The sequence below is a fragment of the Psychrobacter sp. C 20.9 genome (genome assembly GCF_001921765.1).
Taxonomy (GTDB): domain Bacteria; phylum Pseudomonadota; class Gammaproteobacteria; order Pseudomonadales; family Moraxellaceae; genus Psychrobacter; species Psychrobacter piscatorii_B.
In genome coordinates this window covers 75,617-94,086 of sequence record NZ_MRYC01000009.1, presented here as the reverse complement: position 1 = coordinate 94,086, position 18,470 = coordinate 75,617, and the positions used below count along the sequence as shown (strand labels likewise).

Here is an 18,470-nt window from a genome sequence, read left to right as displayed (position 1 = left end):
GTTAACCCAAGATTTCGTCTACAGATTTACCACGTTTAGCTGCCATCTTCTCTGGAGTTGACATATCACGTAAACCGTTAAACGTTGCACGAACAACGTTAGCAGTATTGGTAGAACCATAACATTTAGTCAAAACATCTTTGACACCAGCAACTTCTAACACAGCACGCATTGCGCCACCAGCGATTACGCCAGTACCTTCAGATGCAGGCTGCATGTAGACTTTACTAGCACCATGACTTGCTTTGATCGGATGATACAAAGTTGCATCATTTAGCTCAACAGTAATCATATTACGTTTGGCAGCTTCTAGTGCTTTTTGGATAGCAGCAGGCACTTCACGCGCTTTACCACGACCAAAACCAACACGACCATTACCGTCACCCACTACAGTCAACGCAGTGAAAGAGAAAATACGACCACCTTTAACAACTTTTGCAACGCGATCAACGGTAACTAAGCGTTCTACTAGACCGTCAGTCTGTTCATTTTTATCATTTTTATCATTTCTAGCCATGATTAAAACTCCAATCCGTTTTCGCGAGCAGCTTCTGCTAAAGCTTTAACTCGACCATGATATTTGAAACCACTACGGTCAAAGGCAACTTTAGTAATGCCAGCTGCTTTTGCACGTTCTGCGATCATTTGGCCTACAGACGTTGCTGAATCAGCGTTACCAGTCGCGCCTGAACGCAAGCTGCTGTCTAAGGTAGATGCCTGAGCAATCACTTCACCACCATTTGGAGAGATAATCTGGGCATAAATATGTTTTGACGTGCGGTTAACCGTTAAGCGATGAACGCCTAAGAAACGGATATGTGCGCGTGTTTTCTTAGCTCGACGCAGACGAGCTGCTTTTTTATCAAACATTTCAACTCACCTTATTTTTTCTTAGCTTCTTTGCGAATCACATGCTCGTCACTATAACGAATACCTTTACCTTTATAAGGCTCAGGTGGGCGGAAACCACGGATATTAGCCGCTGCTTGACCAAGCTGCTGTTTATTGTTTGATTTCAAAACAATTTCAGTTTGCGTTGGGGTTTCAGCCGATACACCTTCAGGTAGTGTGTACTCTACTGGATGAGAGTAGCCAACGTTCAAGGTTACTTTGTTACCAGCAACTTGTGCGCGATAACCAACACCAATCAATTGAAGACGCTTTTCAAAGCCTTCATTTACGCCAGTAACATAGTTGTTAACAAGAGCGCGCATGGTGCCAGTGTGCATCATAGCTTCTTTTGAATCGACTGCAGGTGAGAAAATGATAGCATCATCTTCCTGTTTCAGCTCGACCAATTCATGCAGGTGTAAAGACATAGTACCGTTCTTGCCTTTAACTTCGACCTGCCGATCGTTCAAAGTAACGCTTACGCCATTTGGCAGCGTTACTGGGGCTTTAGCCACACGAGACATAGGAATATTCCTTAAAAAATTTAACTTCTTTATATTAGCGAAAAAACTAACAGGCTAAAAAGCGTGTTAGTTTAGCATAGTTGACTGTGTTAGACACCTATCAATTTGAAATAATTTAACATTACTCAATCGATAGAAGCCTAACCACCATCAAATAGACTTCATCGTCGTATAGCTTACGCTACAAATGCAACGATTTCACCACCGATACCAGCAGCGCGTGCAGCACGATCACTCATGATACCTTGGCTTGTAGATACGATAGCAACACCCATACCTTGCTTAACAGTAGGGATTTCGTCTTTACCGCGGAACTGGCGTAGACCAGGGCGGCTATAACGTTGAATAGTTTCGATAACCGCACGGCCTTCGAAATATTTTAATTCAATAGTAAGGGTTGCTTTGTTGTTTTCTTCTTCAGTAACAACAGCGCTCGCCACATAACCTTCACTAACTAGCAAATCAGCAATTGATTTACGTAATTTAGAGCTCGGCATTGCTACCGATACTTTGTTAGCCATTTGTGCGTTACGGATACGGGTTAGCATATCCCCAACGGTATCTTGCATACTCATATAGTTACTCCTTACCAGCTTGCTTTACGAACACCAGGCACATCGCCTTGCATGACACGCTCACGCAGCATATTGCGTGATAAGCCAAACTTGCGGAAGTAACCGTGAGGACGACCGGTGATAGCACAACGATTACGCAGACGTACTGGTGATGAGTTGCGTGGAAGAGCTTGTAGCTCTAACATCGCGTCCATACGCTCTTCGTCTGATGCGTTGATATCACTGATAGTTTCTTTTAGCTTGATACGCTTTTCAGCATATTTAGCAACCATTTTTTCGCGCTTTAATTCGCGGTTAATCATGCTCTTCTTTGCCATAACGTCTTTACCTTATTTAAATGGGAAGCCGAATGCTTTAAGTAACGCACGACCTTCTTCATCAGATTGAGCTGACGTGGTGATTGTCACATCCATACCACGGATACGGTCAATCTTGTCAAAATCTACTTCTGGGAATACGATCTGTTCTTTGATACCCAATGAGTAGTTACCACGTCCGTCAAAGGCTTTAGGTGAAAAACCGCGGAAATCACGAATACGAGGAATTGCAATGGCAACGAGACGATCTAAAAATTCGTACATTTGCTCACCGCGTAGCGTTACTTTACAGCCAATTGGCCATTCTTCACGAATCTTAAAGCCAGCAACTGATTTACGCGCTTTGGTGACAACAGGTTTTTGACCAGCAATAGCGGTCATGTCAGCTACAGCACCTTCAAGCAATTTTTTGTCTTGAGACGCGCCGCCTACACCCATGTTAAGTGTGATTTTAGTGATTTTAGGCACTTGCATCACATTGTCCAAACCAAGATCTTCTTTGATTTGCTGCTTTAATTTATCGTTATATAAAGATTTTAATCTTGCCATTACCATTACACCCTTAGTGTCTTACGCAGTCGCCACTACTTCACCGTTTGAACGATAGACGCGTTGTTTCTTGCCGTCTTCGCCAAACTGATAAGTAATACGGTCTGCTTTTTGGGTTTGCGCATTTAAGATTGCGACATTTGAGATATGCAGAAAAGCTTCTTGCTTAAGAATGCCACCTTCAACGCCAGTCGCCTGATTTGGCTTCTGATGTTTGGTGACAATATTAATGCCTTCAACTTTAATACGATCGTTTTTTACAGCTTGTACAGTACCTTGCTTGCCTTTGTCTTTCCCAGCAATCACGATAACTGTATCGCCTTTACGTAATTTTGACATGGATTACCTCACAATACTTCTGGTGCTAGTGATACAATTTTCATAAACTGATCACCACGTAGTTCACGAGTTACCGGTCCAAAAATACGAGTTGCAATCGGCGCCTTGTTTTGGTTCAACAATACCGCAGCATTGTCATCAAAACGTAACACAGAACCATCTGGACGACGAACGCCTTTTTTGGTGCGTACAACTACTGCATTCATCACGTCGCCTTTTTTAACACGACCACGAGGAATGGCTTCTTTAACCGTTACTTTAATAATGTCGCCAACTGATGCATAACGACGATGAGAACCACCCAGTACTTTAATGCACTGAACTCGCCTTGCACCGCTATTGTCTGCAACTTCCAGCATTGACTCAACCTGAATCATAGCGTTACTCCACACGTATGAGCAATAAAAACCAGTTGCTGCCGCTAGCACAGAATGAGTAGGACGGCATTTTAATATAAATAACCGCAACTTACTCTTAATGTGAGTGATATGCGACGGGCGCAATCAGCATCCTTAAAAAGGCGGCTATTTTAACAGCTTCTGGCTTTCAATGCAATTTACTTAGATTTTTTCTACTTTTTCAACCACATCAACTAAAGTCCAAGACTTAGTTTTTGAGATTGGACGCGTTTCTTTGATGCGGACAAGGTCGCCTTGTTGACAAACATTGTTCTCATCATGTGCTTTGATTTTAGTAGAACGACGAAGCTGCTTGCCATACAAAGGATGACGAACCAGACGCTCAATCAAAACTGTGATGGACTTGTCCATCTTGTCGCTGACAACTCGTCCTGTCAATACGCTAGCATTGGTAGCTGTTTGATTGTTATCGCTCATGAGTCGCCTCGTTGTTTCTCGTTAATCAAAGTCTGAAGCTGAGCAATCGTACGACGATTTGCTCTGACTTCATGGGTATTACCCAACTGACCAGTTGCTTTAGCCATACGAATACGGAAAGCATCAAGTTGCTTTTCATCAAGTAACTGGGTCAGTTCTTCTAATGATTTATCACGTAATTCACTGATCTTCATTACATTATCGTCCGCTTAACAATGGTAGTTTTAAAGGGCAGTTTTGCTGCAGCAAGCGTTAATGCATCGCGAGCAAGCTCTTCAGATACCCCTTCAATTTCATATAGCACTTTACCAGGCTTGATTTCGCATACCCAGTACTCAACTGGACCTTTACCTTTACCCATACGTACTTCTAATGGTTTGTTAGTAATAGGCTTGTCTGGGAATACACGAATCCAAATCTTACCGCCACGCTTGATTTTACGAGTGATGGTACGACGTGCTGCTTCAATTTGACGGGCTGTCATACGACCACGCGTCAATGATTTTAGACCAATTTGTCCGAATGCAACGGTGCTTCCACGATGAGCTAGCCCAGTGTTACGACCTTTATGCATTTTACGAAACTTGGTACGTTTTGGCTGTAACATAGTTTAACCTCTGTCTGAGTTTCGACGGTTTCCGTTTCCGCGACCACGGCGTTTTGGCGCACGAGTCTGCTCTTCTTTGACGGGATTATAAACACTGTTCATACCGTCAAGGATCTCTCCGCGGAAAATCCAAACTTTAACACCGATGGTGCCGTAAGTTGTCTCTGCACGAATTGACGCATAGTCAATATCAGCACGAAGTGTATGCAAGGGCACACGGCCTTCACGATACCATTCGCTACGAGCAATCTCAGCACCGCCAAGACGACCAGACAGCTCAACTTTAATACCTTTAGCACCAGAACGCATGCTGTTCTGTACAGCGCGTTTCATCGCACGGCGGAACATAACACGACGCTCAAGCTGGCTTGCGATACCCTCTGCTACCAAACGTGCATCAAGATCAGGTGACGTGATTTCTTCAATGTTGACCTGAGCAGGTACGCCCATAATTTTGGTCAATTCTTTTTGAAGTCTTTCGATATCTTCGCCTTTCTTACCGATAACGATACCAGGGCGCGCAGTGGCGATGGTAATCTTAGCAGCACCAGTAGGACGCTCGATCATGATGTTGCTGATCATTGCGTTATCTAGCTTTTTACGTAGATATTCACGAACTTGAATATCGTTGATTAGGTATTCTGAGTATTGTTTAGGATCAGCATACCAGTTTGCGTTATGCTTTTTTACAACACCAAGACGAATTCCGATTGGATGTACTTTTTGACCCATAACTTATTCTCCTACCTTTATAGTGATGTGACAAGTACGCTTGCTGATACGATCAGCGCGACCTTTGGCACGTGGTAGGATACGTTTTAGCGTAATGCCTTCATCAACATAGATAGTAGCGACTTTTAGGTCGTCAATATCTAGGCCGTGATTATGTTCGGCATTGGCGATGGCTGAGTTAAGACATTTCTTAACAAACACAGCGCCTTTTTTATTGCTATACGTTAGGATATCCAAAGCACGCTCAATAGATTTGCCACGAACTTCATCAGCAACGAGTCTAACTTTTTGTGCCGATATGGCGGCACCGCGTAATTTTGCAGTTACTTCCATGGTAAGCACCTTATCTCTTAGCTTTTTTGTCAATGCCATGACCACGATACGTACGAGTCGGGGCAAATTCACCTAGTTTATGACCAACCATCTGCTCACTTACGATAACCGGTACGTGAGTACGGCCGTTGTGGACAGATAAAGTCAGGCCAACCATTTGTGGTAGGATCATCGAGCGGCGCGACCAAGTTTTAATTGGCTTGCGTGAGTTGGTGTCTAATGCATTCTCAACTTTAGCAAATAAGTGCGCGTCTATGAATGGACCTTTTTTCAATGAACGAGGCATGAAATTCTTCCTTTATTTCTTCTTGGCGCGGCGGCGGATGATCATGTTGTCAGTACGCTTATTATGACGCGTTTTAAGTCCTTTAGACTTCTGACCCCAAGGGCTAGTTGGATGGCGACCTTTGTTACGACCTTCACCACCACCATGTGGGTGATCAACCGGGTTCATCGCGACACCACGAACTGAAGGACGAACACCACGCCAACGTGAAGCACCAGCTTTACCAAGTGATTTCAAGTTGTTTTCAGTGTTAGAAACTTCACCAATAACAGCACGGCAGTTTACGTGTACACGGCGAGTTTCGCCTGAACGTAGACGTAGAATAGCGTAGATACCGTCACGGCCTAATAACTGAACGCTAGCACCCGCAGAACGAGCCATCTGTGCACCTTTACCGATTTTAAGTTCGATATTATGAATCACAGTACCCAATGGGATGTTTTTTAGCGGTAGGCAGTTACCTGGACGTATTGGAGATGTTTCGCCTGACATTACTGTATCGCCAACTGCTTGTTTTTTAGCAGCGATGATGTAACGACGTTCGCCATCAGCATACTTAAGTAATGCAATATGTGCAGTACGGTTAGGATCGTATTCAATACGCTCTACCACAGCTGGAATATTGTCTTTAGTACGTTTAAAGTCGATAATGCGATAATGTTGCTTATGACCACCGCCAATGTGACGAGTAGTAATACGACCATTATTGTTACGACCACCTGACTTACTTTTTGATTCTAGAAGCGCTGCATAAGGACGACCTTTATAAAGGTGTGGATGCACCACTTTTTCAACAAAACGACGGCCTGGTGATGTTGGCTTTGCTCTTACGATAGGCATGAGTGTAATCCTTATTCGTTATTCGCTGTTTCACTAGTAGAGGCAGTCGTGTTTGCGACTTCTTCACCAGCATCAGCCATTTGTACATCTTGACCAGCTTTTAAGGTAACATAGGCTTTTTTATAGTCGTTACGACGGCCGATGCTTTTACCAAAACGCTTTGTCTTACCTTTAACATTCAAAGTGTTTACTTTAGTAACTTCAACACCTTCAAACATCAACTCAACTGCTTTTTTGACTTCAAGCTTAGTAGCGTTAGAGTCAACTTTAAATACCTGCACACCAAGTGAGTCGCCAAGCATTTGAGATTTTTCTGAGAATACAGGCCCTCTTAAGACCTGATAAAGTCTTGCGTTGTTCATGCTAGTGCTTCCTCAAATTGTTTCGCAGCTTCAACTGACATGATCACTTTATCAAATGCGATCAAGCTCACTGGATCCACTTCGTTTGTACCAAGTACATTGACGTGCGGAATGTTGCGAGCAGCTAAGTACAAGTTTTCGTCGACTTCTTTGGTGACGATTAATGCACGAGGTGCACCAAGCTCATTTAGCTTTGCAATCAGTTCTTTAGTTTTCGGCCCAGAAACGCTCAACTCTTCTACCAAAATCAGACGCTCTTGACGAATCAATTCTGCTAGGATGCACTGCATCGCACCGCGATACATTTTACGGTTTACTTTCTGTGACCAATCTTGTGGTTTTGCAGCGAATGCACGACCACCTGAACGCCAGATTGGGCTACGAATAGAGCCCGCACGAGCGCGACCAGTACCTTTTTGGCGCCATGGCTTGATACCACCGCCAGAAACTTCGGCACGGGTTTTTTGTGCGCGTGTACCTTGGCGAGCACCAGCTAAATAAGCGGTGACGACTTGATGCACTAGTGCTTCGTTGAATTCACGACCAAATGCCGTATCAGAAAGCTCAACCGCCGCACCTGTAACTGTTTTTAAATCCACGTTAATCCCCTTGCTTAGGCTTTGACTGACGGACGTACGATAACATCGCCACCGGTGGCACCTGGGATAGCACCCTTGATGACAAGTAACCCTTTTTCGGCGTCAACCGAAATCACTTCTAGGCCTTGAACAGTAACACGCTTGTTACCCATCTGGCCCGCCATCTTTTTGCCCTTGAATACTTTACCTGGTGACTGGTTTTGACCAGTTGAACCATGTGCACGATGAGACACTGAGTTACCATGAGTAGCATCTTGCATACTAAAGTTGTGACGTTTGATAGGACCCTGGAAGCCTTTACCTTTGCTCTGTCCTGTCACATCAACCATCTGACCTTGCTCGAACAAGTCAGCTAGAATCTCACCACCAATCTCACGACCTTCAAGATCGCTATCGTTGACACGAAATTCCCAAACACCACGACCAGCTTTAACGCCAGCTTTCGCGAAGTGACCTTTTTGTGCAGCAGTTACGCGGCTGTCACGACGGGTACCTGTGGTGACTTGGATGGCTTGGTAACCATCTACATCAGTATTTTTTACTTGAGTAATGCGGTTTGCATCTACCTCAACCACTGTTACAGGGATAGATGCGCCTGTTTCAGTGAAGACACGGGTCATGCCGCATTTTTTACCGACTAAACCGATCGCCATTTTAGACCTCTTTATATCTTATATTAATGGGTTGGGTGTGTAATGTGCATTAACCCAAAGCAATTTGGACGTCAACACCCGCCGCTAAATCTAATTTCATTAGCGCATCCACAGTTTTGTCAGTAGGCTGAACGATATCAACCATACGCTTGTGAGTACGAATTTCGTACTGGTCACGCGCGTCTTTGTTAACGTGTGGTGAGGTTAGAACGTTGAAGCGCTCAATGCGAGTCGGCAACGGTACAGGACCACAAACTTGCGCACCGGTGCGCTTTGCAGTATCAACAATCTCTTGTGCAGATTGATCGATCAGACGATGATCAAAAGACTTAAGACGGATACGGATTCTCTGGTTAGCCATGCCAGCAAGCTCCTAATATGTGCTTTCGTCATTCTTGCGTCGCAAGATCATGATCAAAAGCAGTTTGGTTAAATATTCACTTAAAGCGGCCTTCTGTTCTTAACCAGAATGAGTTCTTTATCCGAACTTATAGCGTGCCAAAAGCAAAATAGTTTAAAGCCCCACCAACTCTCCTATAATGGATGTCAGCAAAGGCATAATGAAATAGTGCTAGAAACGATGCTCCAGCTGTAATAGCGCCAGCTTTTTAGTCAGCTGCGCATATATAATTCAGTGGTGTATATTATACACAGTATTTTAGGTATTGCAAGGGCAATCTCTGAAGTGATGAAAGATACCAGCTCTCAAAAATCTGCTTTACCAGTCAGTGTGTTGCCACCAAAAAATTTTAACTGTACTCAATGATATCAGTCTAAAACAATATCATACTGCTCTTGAGTATATAAGTTCTCTACATCAAACGTAATAACCCTACCTAGTAGGTACTCTAAATCGGCTACCGTATCTGACTCTGATGTCAGCAATAAATCAATGACTGCAGCATGAGCCACTACTGTGAATTTTTTAGGGGAGTTATAAGTTCGAGCACAGCGCATGATTTCGCGGAATATCTCAAAGCAAACGGTCTCTGCCGTTTTGACAAACCCGCGGCCTTGGCAGGTTGAGCAAGGCTCACACAGCTGTTGTCCTAGTGATTCACGCGTGCGTTTACGTGTCATCTCTACCAATCCAAGCTCACTAACCTGCGTAATCTTGGTTTTGGCATAGTCTTGGGTTAGCTGCGCCTGTAAGCTCTCTAGTACATCATCCTTATGCTGCTGTTCAAGCATATCGATAAAATCTAGAATAATAATACCGCCTAGATTACGCAGGCGCAGCTGACGTGCGATGGCATGTGTGGCTTCTAGATTAGTCTTATAAACGGTGTCTTCTAATGAGCGACCGCCTACAAAAGAGCCTGTATTAACATCAATCGTCGTCATTGCTTCTGTTTGGTCAATAATCAAATAGCCACCAGACTTCAAGTCAACACGACGTTTCAATGCGTCACGTAAATCATCTTCAACCCGATGCACGTCAAACAGTGACTGCTCTGCCGTATAATGCACGATTTTATCGTAAATGAACGGTACAAACTCTTTGGCAAAGTATCTGACTTGTTCATAGATTTGCGTATTATCAATGATGACTTTTTCGGTATCAGCATGTACCAAGTCACGAATAGAGCGCAGTGGTAGCGATAGTTCTTGATAAATAAGTTCTGAGCTTTGGTGATGATTGATCTCTTGGCGGCGAGCACAGATAGTACGCCACAGCTGCAACAGATAGTAAATATCTTCTTCTAGCTTATCGACAGGGACACGCTCAGCCGCAGTACGAGCGATCAGACCACCTTTTAGATTGACTGTTTGCATTAAGCTACTAAGCTCAGTTTTCAGACGCATGCGCTCTTCTTCACCATCAATACGCTGTGATATACCGATATGATCGCTTGATGGTAAATAGACCAGATAGCGAGATGGCAACGATATATTGGTCGTTAAGCGAGCACCCTTACTGCCTAATTGGTCTTTAGTGACTTGTACCAAGATACGCTGGCTTTCGTGTAATCGATGCTGAATCAAGGTCTTAGAAACAGGCACGACCTCCGTACTTTGAGCACTGACAACAGGTGGCGTGACTGCTAAGCTATCCGTGGATGTTTCTAAGATGGCGCTATTGTCACTATTATCTTTTTTGATATTTGTAGCGGCTTTGCTTTTGTCTTCTGCAACTGGGCGAGGCTCACGCTGCATATCATTGACATGTAAAAATGCTGTCCGCGATTGACCGATATCAACGAAGGCTGCCTGCATGCCTGGAAGGACACGTACGACTGTGCCCAGATAAATATTGCCGACCAAACCCAGTTTATGATGTCGCTCAATATAAATCTCACCCAAGATGCCATTATCTAAAACCGCAACACGGGATTCCATTGGACTAATATTAATCAGCAGCTCTTCGGACATAGTTTTTTCTCTTATCTCTCAGCTTTCTTATCAGACGGTCATCGTCTATTAGATTGACAGTGTAACAAATGCGCCTTGCTCTTGCCCATTGCCCTACCGTGTCATTATGTGCATATATAATTATAACGGGTCAACGATATCCTCACTGCCTTCTGTCATGTCTTTGATTAAGGCCAGCGTTTGCGCCAGTGGCAATCCAACGACATTGGTGTAACTGCCGTTGATACGACTCACCCAAGCAGCACCCAAACCTTGAATACCATAGCCACCCGCTTTATCAGCAGGCTCTCCACTGTCCCAATAATTGCTCATCATCTCTGTAGTCAATGGTATAAAGGTTACTGCTGTACGCTCAGTAATTTGCTGCTGGTCGATAATTTGAAATGCCTGAGTGCGCTTTGATGCATTGTGTTCTGTTCCTTTAGGTAGCCGCTGTATTTTGGTGGCTTGTACGGCAGTCCATACTTCATGAATATTATCTGACATCTGCTGCCACATGCTATAAGCATGCTCACGATCGGTCGGTTTAACCAGTACTGTCTTGCCATCTGGTAACACACCGATGGTATCAGAGGTCAAAATGATAATTAATTCGTTGGTCCCGTTCTCATCGATTTCTAATGTGCCGTTTAGTTGCTCTATGGCAGCCATGGCTTTGGTAGCGACCATACGCTCAATATAGTCTTTGGGTAATTCATCATCTTGCGGCGTTTCGTCAATATCTACACTCAATACTCTAAAATCTAACTGTGCTCTTGCTAGTAGCTCTCGACGGCGCGGCGAACCAGACGCTAAAATGATATCCATCGCTCTTCTCTTCATTTACAGATTTATGAGGTATGTATTTTTTAGATATTTTGTATATAAGTTAATAAACATCATTAACGCGCAAACTTGCGTAGAGCCAGTAAGACAAGTGGCCAGCTGATGATACTCATCATAAGCGACAAAGCAGATTTTGCGATAAAGGTATTTTGGATAAACATCTGCAGCATCCATAAATTTAGCTGAAAAACAATTAATCCTAAACTGGCTATCAACCATGCGCTGATGGTATTTAGTTGTCTAACATAGATACTAGTAATTTTGATCACTAGTGCCACCACGACAGCGGCAAAGGCTTGCTGTCCTAGATGGGTGTCCATCAGCAAATCTGCAATAAGCCCAATAGTAAATGCGGTAAAGATACCCACATAGCGCGGCTGGAACAGTAGCCAATATATCAGCACCATGATCATAATCATGGGCCGTAATGTTGCCATACTTGGGCTTAACGGATAGACATTGAGCGATGAAGCAATGATAAAGCTTAGAACAATGACCACAATCAACAGTGCCGTTGAATTCTCAGAATCAGGATACGACATGAGTATTTACCTTAGCGATTGTATAGTGGCTACTGTGATATGGTTGATTGAATAGATAGGATACTATGGATAAAAAAATTAATGAGCCATTTGGTAGTTTTGCATAAAGTGTTAATTTATCTTTGCTACTGACCAATGGCAGTGTCATTTTTATTAAGTAGCTTGTCTTGTAATATCAAGACATAAGCGTTGTCAATAAAGTTTGCAGAAGGCGTGACCTCAATGCTTCTAAAGTTATCCGCTTGCTCATCTTTGATGTGGGCAATACGGCCAACACGATAGCCCGCTGGAATTCGCCCACCCAAACCAGATGATACCAACTCATCACCCACGCGCACGTCTGAAGTCTTAAAGACATAGTTTAGGCTCAGTGCAGATGGGATACCTTGGCCTGTCACAATAGCCCGCTGACCAGTACGTTTGACAGTGACAGCCACTGACTGCTGGTCATCCGTAATCAATAACAAACGGCTCGTATTAGGATAGACGTTGATGATCTGTCCTAAAATACCATCTTCATCGATAACCGTTTGTCCCACTTGTACACCATCTTGCTTGCCTTTATTGAGCACAACAATCTGTCTGAGCAAGTTGGTATCTGTACCAATGACTTGAGCTAAGTTGAGATCAAACTGCTCAGGCTTAGTGGTTGATAAAATCCCTTGCAAGCGTGCGTTTTGCGCCAAGATATAATCTTGTTGCTGCAGTTTGGCATGTGCATGAATGAGTTGCGATTTTAGCTGCATGTTTTCGCGGCGCAGCGCTTCTTTTGACTGCAAACTACCACTCGCCCAATGCTTGGCATAGCTCGGTAATAAAGACAGCTCATAAATAGGCTGCATAGCGGCGTGGCTGGTACTGCGCACTGGATTGAACCACTCCGAATTTTTGCTATCAAACCACATCAGTATTAAGGCTGCTATCAATACAATGGCAGTCTTACGAAGTGATAACGCTTGGCGCGCAAAGATACTTGTAGTCATAAGTCGTCTGATTTAAGAATTCTAAAATGAGCAATAGCACTTATTTAGAGCATGAATGTTTATCGGTGATATTGGGTTCTAGCATGGATTAATGCAATTAAAGGCAGCGCAATTGGCTACCTTTAATGTTATTTACTTATCAGCGCATCGGCTACATCAATGATTGATGCATAAACCATGAGGCATTATAGGTATCCTAACAAGGAAACCATGCTCATGAGCAAAAACTATTTAGACAAAAATCATGTTCAAGCTTTTGTTATTGATGAAATCAAGGGCGATACCACCACCACGGCTAACGCAGGTTAATGGGTCTTCTGCTACCGTCACTGGTAAGCCCGTCTCTTGTGAGATAAGCTTGTCAAGATCGCGTAGCAATGCGCCACCACCCGTCAATACGATACCGCGCTCTGCGATGTCTGATGACAACTCTGGCGGTGTCTGCTCAAGAGCGACTTTGACTGCGCTGATAATACCGCTTAATGGGTCAGTCAATGCTTTTTGTACTTCTTCTGAATTGACGATAAAGGTTTTCGGCACGCCTTCTGCCATGCTACGACCACGAACCTCTACTTCTAGCTGGCTATTTTCATTCAATGCAGAGCCAACTTCTTTTTTGATGCGCTCAGCGGTCGTCTCACCGATCACACAACCATGCGTACGGCGCACGTGTGTAATAATCGCCTCATCAAACATATCGCCACCGATACGGATAGATTCAGCATAGACGCAACCAGATAGCGCGATAACAGCAATCTCAGTGGTGCCACCACCGATATCGACGACCATAGAACCACTGGCTTCATGAACAGGCATGCCAGCACCGATAGCCGCAGCCATTGGCTCCTCTAGCAATAATACTTTGCTCGCGCCTGCTGATGATACTGCCTCACGAATCGCCTTACGCTCAACCAAGGTAGACTTACATGGCACACAAACCACCACGTTAGGCTGTGCCATAAAACGCTTGGCTTTTACCTTAGTGATGAAGTGTTTTAGCATTTTTTGCGTCACTTCAAAATCAGCAATCACACCGTCTTTTAGCGGGCGAATCGCTGTGATATTGGCAGGCGTACGACCCAGCATTTGCTTGGCATCGATACCCACAGCAGCGACGGTCGGGTTTTGAGTACGATTGCTTCGTAATGCGACCACCGTAGGCTCGTCAAGTACGACGCCTTTATTAGGAATAAAAATAAGGGTGTTCGCAGTACCGAGGTCGATAGCGATATTATTTGATAAAAATCCAAACAGGTTCATGACTAATATATCCAGCGTCTTACGAATGAGGCGAATGAGATTGACTGAGGTGTTACTCGTCAGTGTTGAGCAGGTCGTCGTTAGACATTAACGGGAGCGAAAGTGAATCATCGCAACCAGTCAAACCTAAGCAATAATGATGAAATGAAAAACTGAGCTAAATTATACCGATTTAGCTCAAAAAAAACATAGGTATTTGCATCAGTAAGCAAGGATTTTTGTCTGAAACGCTAAAAGTTGTTACAAAGTTTGAAATAGTAGTGACTATCATTCCACTCAATGGAACAGTATTTAATTCGATAACTAACAAGGCTCTACAGGCAGATAGTTGTTTTGCTTAGTAGTAGGTACATACTGTAACGTATTTTAGAACCTAATTGGGAAGCAATTGAAAATCAATCATGAATTATGCGGTCAGTTTTGCAAGTATTGCGTATTGCTATGCCGGCACTCTGCCCTGATTGATACGGATGTTGATTGATATTGTGCATCAATCAAGCCTCATACTCTGTAAACTTGGGTCAGATGCTTTATAATAAGCCAACTTTATAGCCAATTACATTTGAGCGCTTATATATTTGCCTTATCCCTACTCTAACAAAAACTGTCCTTAACTGGAGAAACTATGTCTCAGCAATCAGCAACGTCTGACAACACTGTCAGCCGTGAAGAAATCCTAGAAGTGGCCAACCTTGCACGCTTGGGTGTCGATGAAAGCACGGCCGATAGCTATGCCGCCGATATCAGTAAAGTATTAAAATTGATGCATACCTTATCTAACGTTGATACAACAGACATCAAACCACTAGCCAATATCCATGAAGCTTGCCAAGAGTTACGTGCTGATGTGGCCAAACACGATATCAATCGCGAGCGCAATCAGTCAGTCGCGCCTGCCGTTGAAGAGGGCTTATACCTTGTACCTCAGGTGATTGAATAATAGTGGCTGAATAATACAATCACGCATTTGCCATTATCCTATTTTATTTTATGCTATTCACATTTTGACGGACGACACCTTATGTCTGAACTTCATTTATTAAGTACCGAGCAGCTAATTACTGGCTTGCAAGACAAACAATTTAGCAGCGCAGAATTAACCGAGCATTACATCAAGCGTATCGATGCGCTAGACAGCAAGATCAATAGTTTTATCACGCATACTTCTGAGACAGCACGTGCACAAGCAAAAGCCGCTGACGAGATGCGTGCACAAGGCGATCAGCGTCCATTACTTGGCGTACCGATGGCGCACAAAGACATCTTTTGTACCCAAGGCGTATTAACGACTTGTGGCTCTAAGATGCTGCATAACTTTGTCTCACCATATGACGCGACTATCGTCTCTAACATCGACAAAGCTGGCATGATTAGCTTAGGTAAGCTCAATATGGATGAGTTTGCGATGGGCTCAGACAACAGTAGCTCATACTACGGCACCGTACAGAATCCTTGGAACCTAGAGCGCGTCCCTGGTGGCTCATCAGGTGGTAGTGCCGCTGCCGTTGCCGCAGGTTTTGTCCCTGTTGCTACCGGTAGTGACACGGGTGGCTCTATTCGTCAGCCAGCTTCATTCTGTGGCCTAACCGGTATTAAGCCTACTTATGGCCGTGTGTCACGCTTTGGTATGATTGCCTATGCCTCAAGTTTGGATCAAGCTGGTAGCATGGGACGCAGCGCTAAAGATTGTGCTTATTTGCTACAGCCAATGATTGGGCACGATCCGCGTGATGCCACTTCTATCAAATACGATATGCCTAACTACGTACAAGACATCAATGATGCAGAGGCTGCGGCTGGTGATAAGCCATTTGACGGTTTGCGTATTGGTGTGGCTAAAGAATATTTCAGTACAGGGCTTGATAGCGAAGTCGAACAAGCAGCACGTGCCGCTTTAAAGAAATACGAAGAGCTGGGCGCAACGATTGTAGAAGTAAACATCACTGACCCTGAGATCACGCTCGCCACCTATTATATGCTAGCACCTGCCGAAGCGTCTTCGAACTTGTCACGCTTCGATGGCGTACGCTTTGGCTATCGCTGTGAAAACCCAACCGACCTGATTGATCTATATACACGCTCACGTTCTGAAGGCTTTGGCCCTGAAGTACAGCGCCGTATCTTGACAGGGACTTATGCGTTATCTGCTGGTTACTTCGATGCTTACTATACTAAAGCACAAAAAATCCGCCGCTTAATTGTCAAAGACTTTGATGATGCTTTTGCCAATTGTGATGTGATTGCCAGTCCCACCGCGCCGACCGCAGCTTATAAGCTGGCAGAAGACCTCGACCCTGCGACCATGTACCTAGGCGACGTTTATACCATCGCGGTCAACCTAGCGGGTCTACCTGCGCTCAGTCAGCCAGTAGGTTTGACGACAGAAGGCCTACCTATTGGCTTGCAATTAATCGGTAAGCACTGGCAAGAGAGTCAATTGCTCACGACTGCGCATTTGTTCCAGCAGCATACCGACCATCATTTACAACACTCAGCCATCGCAAAGGAGACGGTATAATGAGTACAGCTACTACTGATAACAGTGCCGTCCGCGAACACGCTGTGCGTAAAGAACTATTCGTTGATGGCTATGAAGTGGTCATAGGTATCGAGATTCACTGCCAGCTAAATACTGAAAGCAAGATATTCTCAAGTGCGCCAACTGACTTCGGTCATGAGCCAAACAGCCAGGCAAGTATCGTTGACTTAGGCTTACCTGGTGTATTGCCAGTATTAAATGCTGGCGTGGTCGATCGCGCGCTAAAATTCGGTATCGGTGTCAATGCTGAGCTGGGTCTGTTTAATACGTTTGATCGTAAAAACTACTTCTACCCTGACCTGCCTAAAGGCTATCAAATTACCCAGATGGCCAATCCTATCGTGGGTGAAGGTTATATCGATGTCGTGGTCAATGAAGGCGAGAAAAACGAATACCCTAAACGTATGGGTATCACCCGCGCACATTTAGAAGAAGATGCGGGTAAATCTGTCCATGATGCCGTCGATGGTATGACGGGTGTGGATTTGAACCGTGCGGGTACGCCGCTGATCGAAATCGTCTCTGAGCCAGACATGCGCTCTGCTCACGAAGCGCTTGCCTACATCAAAGCCATTCACCAGCTGGTCACTTGGCTAGGTATTTCAGACGCAGTAATGGCTGAAGGTTCATTCCGCTGTGACTGTAACGTCTCTGTGCGCAAGCCAGGTGCTGAGCTCGGTACGCGTACTGAGCTAAAGAATCTAAACTCTTTCCGCTTTATCGAACGTGCTATCAATCGTGAAATCGAGCGTCAAATCGATATCTTGGAAGATGGCGGCAAAGTCGTTCAAGCGACGATGCTGTATGATCCAGAGCGTGACGAAACGCGTACCATGCGTACCAAAGAAGACGCCAACGACTATCGCTACTTCCCTGATCCTGACCTGCTCCCTGTCCGTATCGAGCAGCATACGGTTGACGCGATCAAAGCAGCCATGCCAGAGCTACCTGTCGCTCGCCGTGCACGTTTTGAAGAAGCGCTTGGTCTGTCAGAATATGACGCTCGTATCCTAACGGCCAGTCGTCAGATTGCTGATTACTTCGAAGATGTGGTCGCAGAAGTTGGGCAAGCAGATGCCAAAATGGCGGGTAACTGGGTCATGGGCGACTTGCTCGGCGCACTGAACAAAGATGACAAAGACATCGTCGACTCTCCTATCAGCGCCAAACAGTTGGCTGGTATGCTAAAACGTATCAAAGATGACACGCTATCTGGCAAACTGGCTAAGAAAGTCTTTAGTGCGCTATATGAGCGCGAAGGTGGCAATGATGATGACGCAGCAGATAAGATCATCAAAGAAAAAGGTCTCAAGCAGGAAACTGACACGGGCGCTATCAAAGCCATGGTCGAAGACGTCATTGCAAAAAATGAAGCCATGGTAGAAGAATATCGCGGCGGTAAAGAAAAAGCCTTTAACGGTCTGGTCGGTCAGGTCATGAAAGCCAGTCGCGGTAGTGCGAACCCGCAGCAAGTGAACCAAATTCTAAAAGAATTGTTAGGTTAA

The 18,470-nt window shown here is 44.5% G+C and carries 27 protein-coding genes; 3 read left to right on the top strand and 24 right to left on the bottom strand.

Annotated elements, in window-relative coordinates; genetic code table 11:
* Position 1: 1 nt before the first annotated feature.
* The 24 genes from rpsE to BTW00_RS07655 form a co-directional block, all read right to left on the bottom strand.
* Positions 2-517 (bottom strand): 30S ribosomal protein S5, encoded by a 516-nt coding sequence (gene rpsE, locus BTW00_RS07770; RefSeq protein WP_075106935.1) that lies wholly within the window; start codon positions 515-517, stop codon positions 2-4.
* Between the two features lie 2 nt (positions 518-519).
* The gene (gene rplR, locus BTW00_RS07765) at positions 520-870 is read right to left on the bottom strand and encodes a 50S ribosomal protein L18 (RefSeq protein ID WP_057758713.1); all 351 of its coding nucleotides are present in this window, start codon (positions 868-870) and stop codon (positions 520-522) included.
* Positions 871-881: 11 nt separating this feature from the next.
* The gene (rplF, locus tag BTW00_RS07760; protein ID WP_058025569.1) at positions 882-1,415 is read right to left on the bottom strand and encodes a 50S ribosomal protein L6; all 534 of its coding nucleotides are present in this window, start codon (positions 1,413-1,415) and stop codon (positions 882-884) included.
* A 176-nt stretch (positions 1,416-1,591) separates the two neighbouring features.
* Positions 1,592-1,990, bottom strand: coding sequence for a 30S ribosomal protein S8 (rpsH, locus tag BTW00_RS07755; RefSeq protein WP_058025570.1), 399 nt, complete (start codon positions 1,988-1,990; stop codon positions 1,592-1,594).
* An 11-nt stretch (positions 1,991-2,001) separates the two neighbouring features.
* Positions 2,002-2,307, bottom strand: coding sequence for a 30S ribosomal protein S14 (gene rpsN / locus BTW00_RS07750; protein WP_058025571.1), 306 nt, complete (start codon positions 2,305-2,307; stop codon positions 2,002-2,004).
* Positions 2,308-2,319: 12 nt separating this feature from the next.
* The gene (gene rplE / locus BTW00_RS07745; RefSeq protein ID WP_057758706.1) at positions 2,320-2,856 is read right to left on the bottom strand and encodes a 50S ribosomal protein L5; all 537 of its coding nucleotides are present in this window, start codon (positions 2,854-2,856) and stop codon (positions 2,320-2,322) included.
* A gap of 21 nt (positions 2,857-2,877) precedes the next feature.
* A complete protein-coding gene (gene rplX / locus BTW00_RS07740) occupies positions 2,878-3,195 on the bottom strand; it encodes a 50S ribosomal protein L24 (protein ID WP_011279796.1) in 318 nt (105 codons plus the stop codon).
* Between the two features lie 8 nt (positions 3,196-3,203).
* On the bottom strand, positions 3,204-3,572 hold the full coding sequence (rplN, locus tag BTW00_RS07735) for a 50S ribosomal protein L14 (RefSeq protein WP_010196702.1): 369 nt from the start codon (positions 3,570-3,572) through the stop codon (positions 3,204-3,206).
* Between the two features lie 183 nt (positions 3,573-3,755).
* The gene (gene rpsQ / locus BTW00_RS07730) at positions 3,756-4,031 is read right to left on the bottom strand and encodes a 30S ribosomal protein S17 (RefSeq protein ID WP_021813375.1); all 276 of its coding nucleotides are present in this window, start codon (positions 4,029-4,031) and stop codon (positions 3,756-3,758) included.
* Positions 4,028-4,225 (bottom strand): 50S ribosomal protein L29, encoded by a 198-nt coding sequence (gene rpmC / locus BTW00_RS07725; RefSeq protein ID WP_025644397.1) that lies wholly within the window; start codon positions 4,223-4,225, stop codon positions 4,028-4,030. Before rpmC ends, rpsQ begins: the two co-directional genes overlap by 4 nt.
* Positions 4,225-4,638: a 50S ribosomal protein L16 gene (rplP, locus tag BTW00_RS07720; protein ID WP_025644399.1), complete on the bottom strand. Its 414-nt coding sequence runs from the start codon at positions 4,636-4,638 to the stop codon at positions 4,225-4,227. Before rplP ends, rpmC begins: the two co-directional genes overlap by 1 nt.
* A gap of 3 nt (positions 4,639-4,641) precedes the next feature.
* Positions 4,642-5,370, bottom strand: coding sequence for a 30S ribosomal protein S3 (rpsC, locus tag BTW00_RS07715; protein WP_058025573.1), 729 nt, complete (start codon positions 5,368-5,370; stop codon positions 4,642-4,644).
* Between the two features lie 3 nt (positions 5,371-5,373).
* Positions 5,374-5,703 carry a 50S ribosomal protein L22 gene (gene rplV / locus BTW00_RS07710; RefSeq protein WP_021813373.1) on the bottom strand — a complete coding sequence of 110 codons (330 nt, stop codon included), beginning with the start codon at positions 5,701-5,703 and terminating at the stop codon, positions 5,374-5,376.
* 10 nt (positions 5,704-5,713) lie between these two features.
* Positions 5,714-5,989: a 30S ribosomal protein S19 gene (rpsS, locus tag BTW00_RS07705; protein ID WP_010196682.1), complete on the bottom strand. Its 276-nt coding sequence runs from the start codon at positions 5,987-5,989 to the stop codon at positions 5,714-5,716.
* A 12-nt stretch (positions 5,990-6,001) separates the two neighbouring features.
* Positions 6,002-6,829, bottom strand: coding sequence for a 50S ribosomal protein L2 (gene rplB / locus BTW00_RS07700; RefSeq protein ID WP_058025575.1), 828 nt, complete (start codon positions 6,827-6,829; stop codon positions 6,002-6,004).
* Between the two features lie 11 nt (positions 6,830-6,840).
* Entirely contained in the window at positions 6,841-7,191 is a 351-nt protein-coding gene (gene rplW / locus BTW00_RS07695; RefSeq protein ID WP_071003149.1) for a 50S ribosomal protein L23, read from the bottom strand.
* Positions 7,188-7,790 carry a 50S ribosomal protein L4 gene (gene rplD / locus BTW00_RS07690; RefSeq protein ID WP_075106934.1) on the bottom strand — a complete coding sequence of 201 codons (603 nt, stop codon included), beginning with the start codon at positions 7,788-7,790 and terminating at the stop codon, positions 7,188-7,190. Before rplD ends, rplW begins: the two co-directional genes overlap by 4 nt.
* A gap of 14 nt (positions 7,791-7,804) precedes the next feature.
* A complete protein-coding gene (rplC, locus tag BTW00_RS07685; protein ID WP_075106933.1) occupies positions 7,805-8,443 on the bottom strand; it encodes a 50S ribosomal protein L3 in 639 nt (212 codons plus the stop codon).
* A gap of 49 nt (positions 8,444-8,492) precedes the next feature.
* Complete coding sequence (gene rpsJ / locus BTW00_RS07680) at positions 8,493-8,804, bottom strand: 30S ribosomal protein S10 (protein WP_010196670.1); 312 nt, start codon at positions 8,802-8,804, stop codon at positions 8,493-8,495.
* Positions 8,805-9,211: 407 nt separating this feature from the next.
* Positions 9,212-10,816, bottom strand: coding sequence for an Rne/Rng family ribonuclease (locus BTW00_RS07675; RefSeq protein WP_075106932.1), 1,605 nt, complete (start codon positions 10,814-10,816; stop codon positions 9,212-9,214).
* Between the two features lie 120 nt (positions 10,817-10,936).
* Positions 10,937-11,623 carry a nucleoside triphosphate pyrophosphatase gene (locus BTW00_RS07670; protein WP_071003143.1) on the bottom strand — a complete coding sequence of 229 codons (687 nt, stop codon included), beginning with the start codon at positions 11,621-11,623 and terminating at the stop codon, positions 10,937-10,939.
* A 74-nt stretch (positions 11,624-11,697) separates the two neighbouring features.
* Entirely contained in the window at positions 11,698-12,183 is a 486-nt protein-coding gene (gene mreD / locus BTW00_RS07665; protein WP_058024002.1) for a rod shape-determining protein MreD, read from the bottom strand.
* Between the two features lie 125 nt (positions 12,184-12,308).
* The gene (gene mreC / locus BTW00_RS07660; RefSeq protein WP_075106930.1) at positions 12,309-13,166 is read right to left on the bottom strand and encodes a rod shape-determining protein MreC; all 858 of its coding nucleotides are present in this window, start codon (positions 13,164-13,166) and stop codon (positions 12,309-12,311) included.
* A gap of 231 nt (positions 13,167-13,397) precedes the next feature.
* Positions 13,398-14,426: a rod shape-determining protein gene (locus BTW00_RS07655; RefSeq protein WP_083499578.1), complete on the bottom strand. Its 1,029-nt coding sequence runs from the start codon at positions 14,424-14,426 to the stop codon at positions 13,398-13,400.
* Positions 14,427-15,051: 625 nt separating this feature from the next.
* Here BTW00_RS07655 and gatC point away from each other — a divergent pair.
* The 3 genes from gatC (at position 15,052) to gatB (ending at position 18,470) form a co-directional block, all read left to right on the top strand.
* A complete protein-coding gene (gene gatC, locus BTW00_RS07650; protein ID WP_058024005.1) occupies positions 15,052-15,366 on the top strand; it encodes an Asp-tRNA(Asn)/Glu-tRNA(Gln) amidotransferase subunit GatC in 315 nt (104 codons plus the stop codon).
* 81 nt (positions 15,367-15,447) lie between these two features.
* The gene (gatA, locus tag BTW00_RS07645; RefSeq protein WP_075106929.1) at positions 15,448-16,944 is read left to right on the top strand and encodes an Asp-tRNA(Asn)/Glu-tRNA(Gln) amidotransferase subunit GatA; all 1,497 of its coding nucleotides are present in this window, start codon (positions 15,448-15,450) and stop codon (positions 16,942-16,944) included.
* A complete protein-coding gene (gene gatB / locus BTW00_RS07640) occupies positions 16,944-18,470 on the top strand; it encodes an Asp-tRNA(Asn)/Glu-tRNA(Gln) amidotransferase subunit GatB (protein WP_075106928.1) in 1,527 nt (508 codons plus the stop codon). The genes gatA and gatB overlap by 1 nt, the downstream gene beginning before the upstream one ends.

Excerpts from the sequence above, each read along its gene's own strand:
- rplF (WP_058025569.1), bottom strand. The coding sequence starts at position 1,415 with ATGTCTCGTGTGGCTAAAGCCCCAGTAACGCTGCCAAATGGCGTAAGC.
- rpsQ (WP_021813375.1), bottom strand. The coding sequence starts at position 4,031 with ATGAGCGATAACAATCAAACAGCTACCAATGCTAGCGTATTGACAGGA.
- rplB (WP_058025575.1), bottom strand. The coding sequence starts at position 6,829 with ATGCCTATCGTAAGAGCAAAGCCAACATCACCAGGCCGTCGTTTTGTT.
- rplW (WP_071003149.1), bottom strand. The coding sequence starts at position 7,191 with ATGAACAACGCAAGACTTTATCAGGTCTTAAGAGGGCCTGTATTCTCA.
- gatC (WP_058024005.1), top strand. The coding sequence starts at position 15,052 with ATGTCTCAGCAATCAGCAACGTCTGACAACACTGTCAGCCGTGAAGAA.
- rplX (WP_011279796.1), bottom strand. The coding sequence starts at position 3,195 with ATGTCAAAATTACGTAAAGGCGATACAGTTATCGTGATTGCTGGGAAA.
- rpsC (WP_058025573.1), bottom strand. The coding sequence starts at position 5,370 with ATGGGTCAAAAAGTACATCCAATCGGAATTCGTCTTGGTGTTGTAAAA.
- rpsH (WP_058025570.1), bottom strand. The coding sequence starts at position 1,990 with ATGAGTATGCAAGATACCGTTGGGGATATGCTAACCCGTATCCGTAAC.
- BTW00_RS07670 (WP_071003143.1), bottom strand. The coding sequence starts at position 11,623 with ATGGATATCATTTTAGCGTCTGGTTCGCCGCGCCGTCGAGAGCTACTA.
- rplV (WP_021813373.1), bottom strand. The coding sequence starts at position 5,703 with ATGGAAGTAACTGCAAAATTACGCGGTGCCGCCATATCGGCACAAAAA.
- mreD (WP_058024002.1), bottom strand. The coding sequence starts at position 12,183 with ATGTCGTATCCTGATTCTGAGAATTCAACGGCACTGTTGATTGTGGTC.
- rpsN (WP_058025571.1), bottom strand. The coding sequence starts at position 2,307 with ATGGCAAAGAAGAGCATGATTAACCGCGAATTAAAGCGCGAAAAAATG.
- rpsS (WP_010196682.1), bottom strand. The coding sequence starts at position 5,989 with ATGCCTCGTTCATTGAAAAAAGGTCCATTCATAGACGCGCACTTATTT.
- mreC (WP_075106930.1), bottom strand. The coding sequence starts at position 13,166 with ATGACTACAAGTATCTTTGCGCGCCAAGCGTTATCACTTCGTAAGACT.
- rplC (WP_075106933.1), bottom strand. The coding sequence starts at position 8,443 with ATGGCGATCGGTTTAGTCGGTAAAAAATGCGGCATGACCCGTGTCTTC.
- rplR (WP_057758713.1), bottom strand. The coding sequence starts at position 870 with ATGTTTGATAAAAAAGCAGCTCGTCTGCGTCGAGCTAAGAAAACACGC.
- gatA (WP_075106929.1), top strand. The coding sequence starts at position 15,448 with ATGTCTGAACTTCATTTATTAAGTACCGAGCAGCTAATTACTGGCTTG.
- rpmC (WP_025644397.1), bottom strand. The coding sequence starts at position 4,225 with ATGAAGATCAGTGAATTACGTGATAAATCATTAGAAGAACTGACCCAG.
- rpsJ (WP_010196670.1), bottom strand. The coding sequence starts at position 8,804 with ATGGCTAACCAGAGAATCCGTATCCGTCTTAAGTCTTTTGATCATCGT.
- rplE (WP_057758706.1), bottom strand. The coding sequence starts at position 2,856 with ATGGCAAGATTAAAATCTTTATATAACGATAAATTAAAGCAGCAAATC.
- rplP (WP_025644399.1), bottom strand. The coding sequence starts at position 4,638 with ATGTTACAGCCAAAACGTACCAAGTTTCGTAAAATGCATAAAGGTCGT.
- BTW00_RS07655 (WP_083499578.1), bottom strand. The coding sequence starts at position 14,426 with ATGAACCTGTTTGGATTTTTATCAAATAATATCGCTATCGACCTCGGT.
- rpsE (WP_075106935.1), bottom strand. The coding sequence starts at position 517 with ATGGCTAGAAATGATAAAAATGATAAAAATGAACAGACTGACGGTCTA.
- BTW00_RS07675 (WP_075106932.1), bottom strand. The coding sequence starts at position 10,816 with ATGTCCGAAGAGCTGCTGATTAATATTAGTCCAATGGAATCCCGTGTT.
- rplN (WP_010196702.1), bottom strand. The coding sequence starts at position 3,572 with ATGATTCAGGTTGAGTCAATGCTGGAAGTTGCAGACAATAGCGGTGCA.
- gatB (WP_075106928.1), top strand. The coding sequence starts at position 16,944 with ATGAGTACAGCTACTACTGATAACAGTGCCGTCCGCGAACACGCTGTG.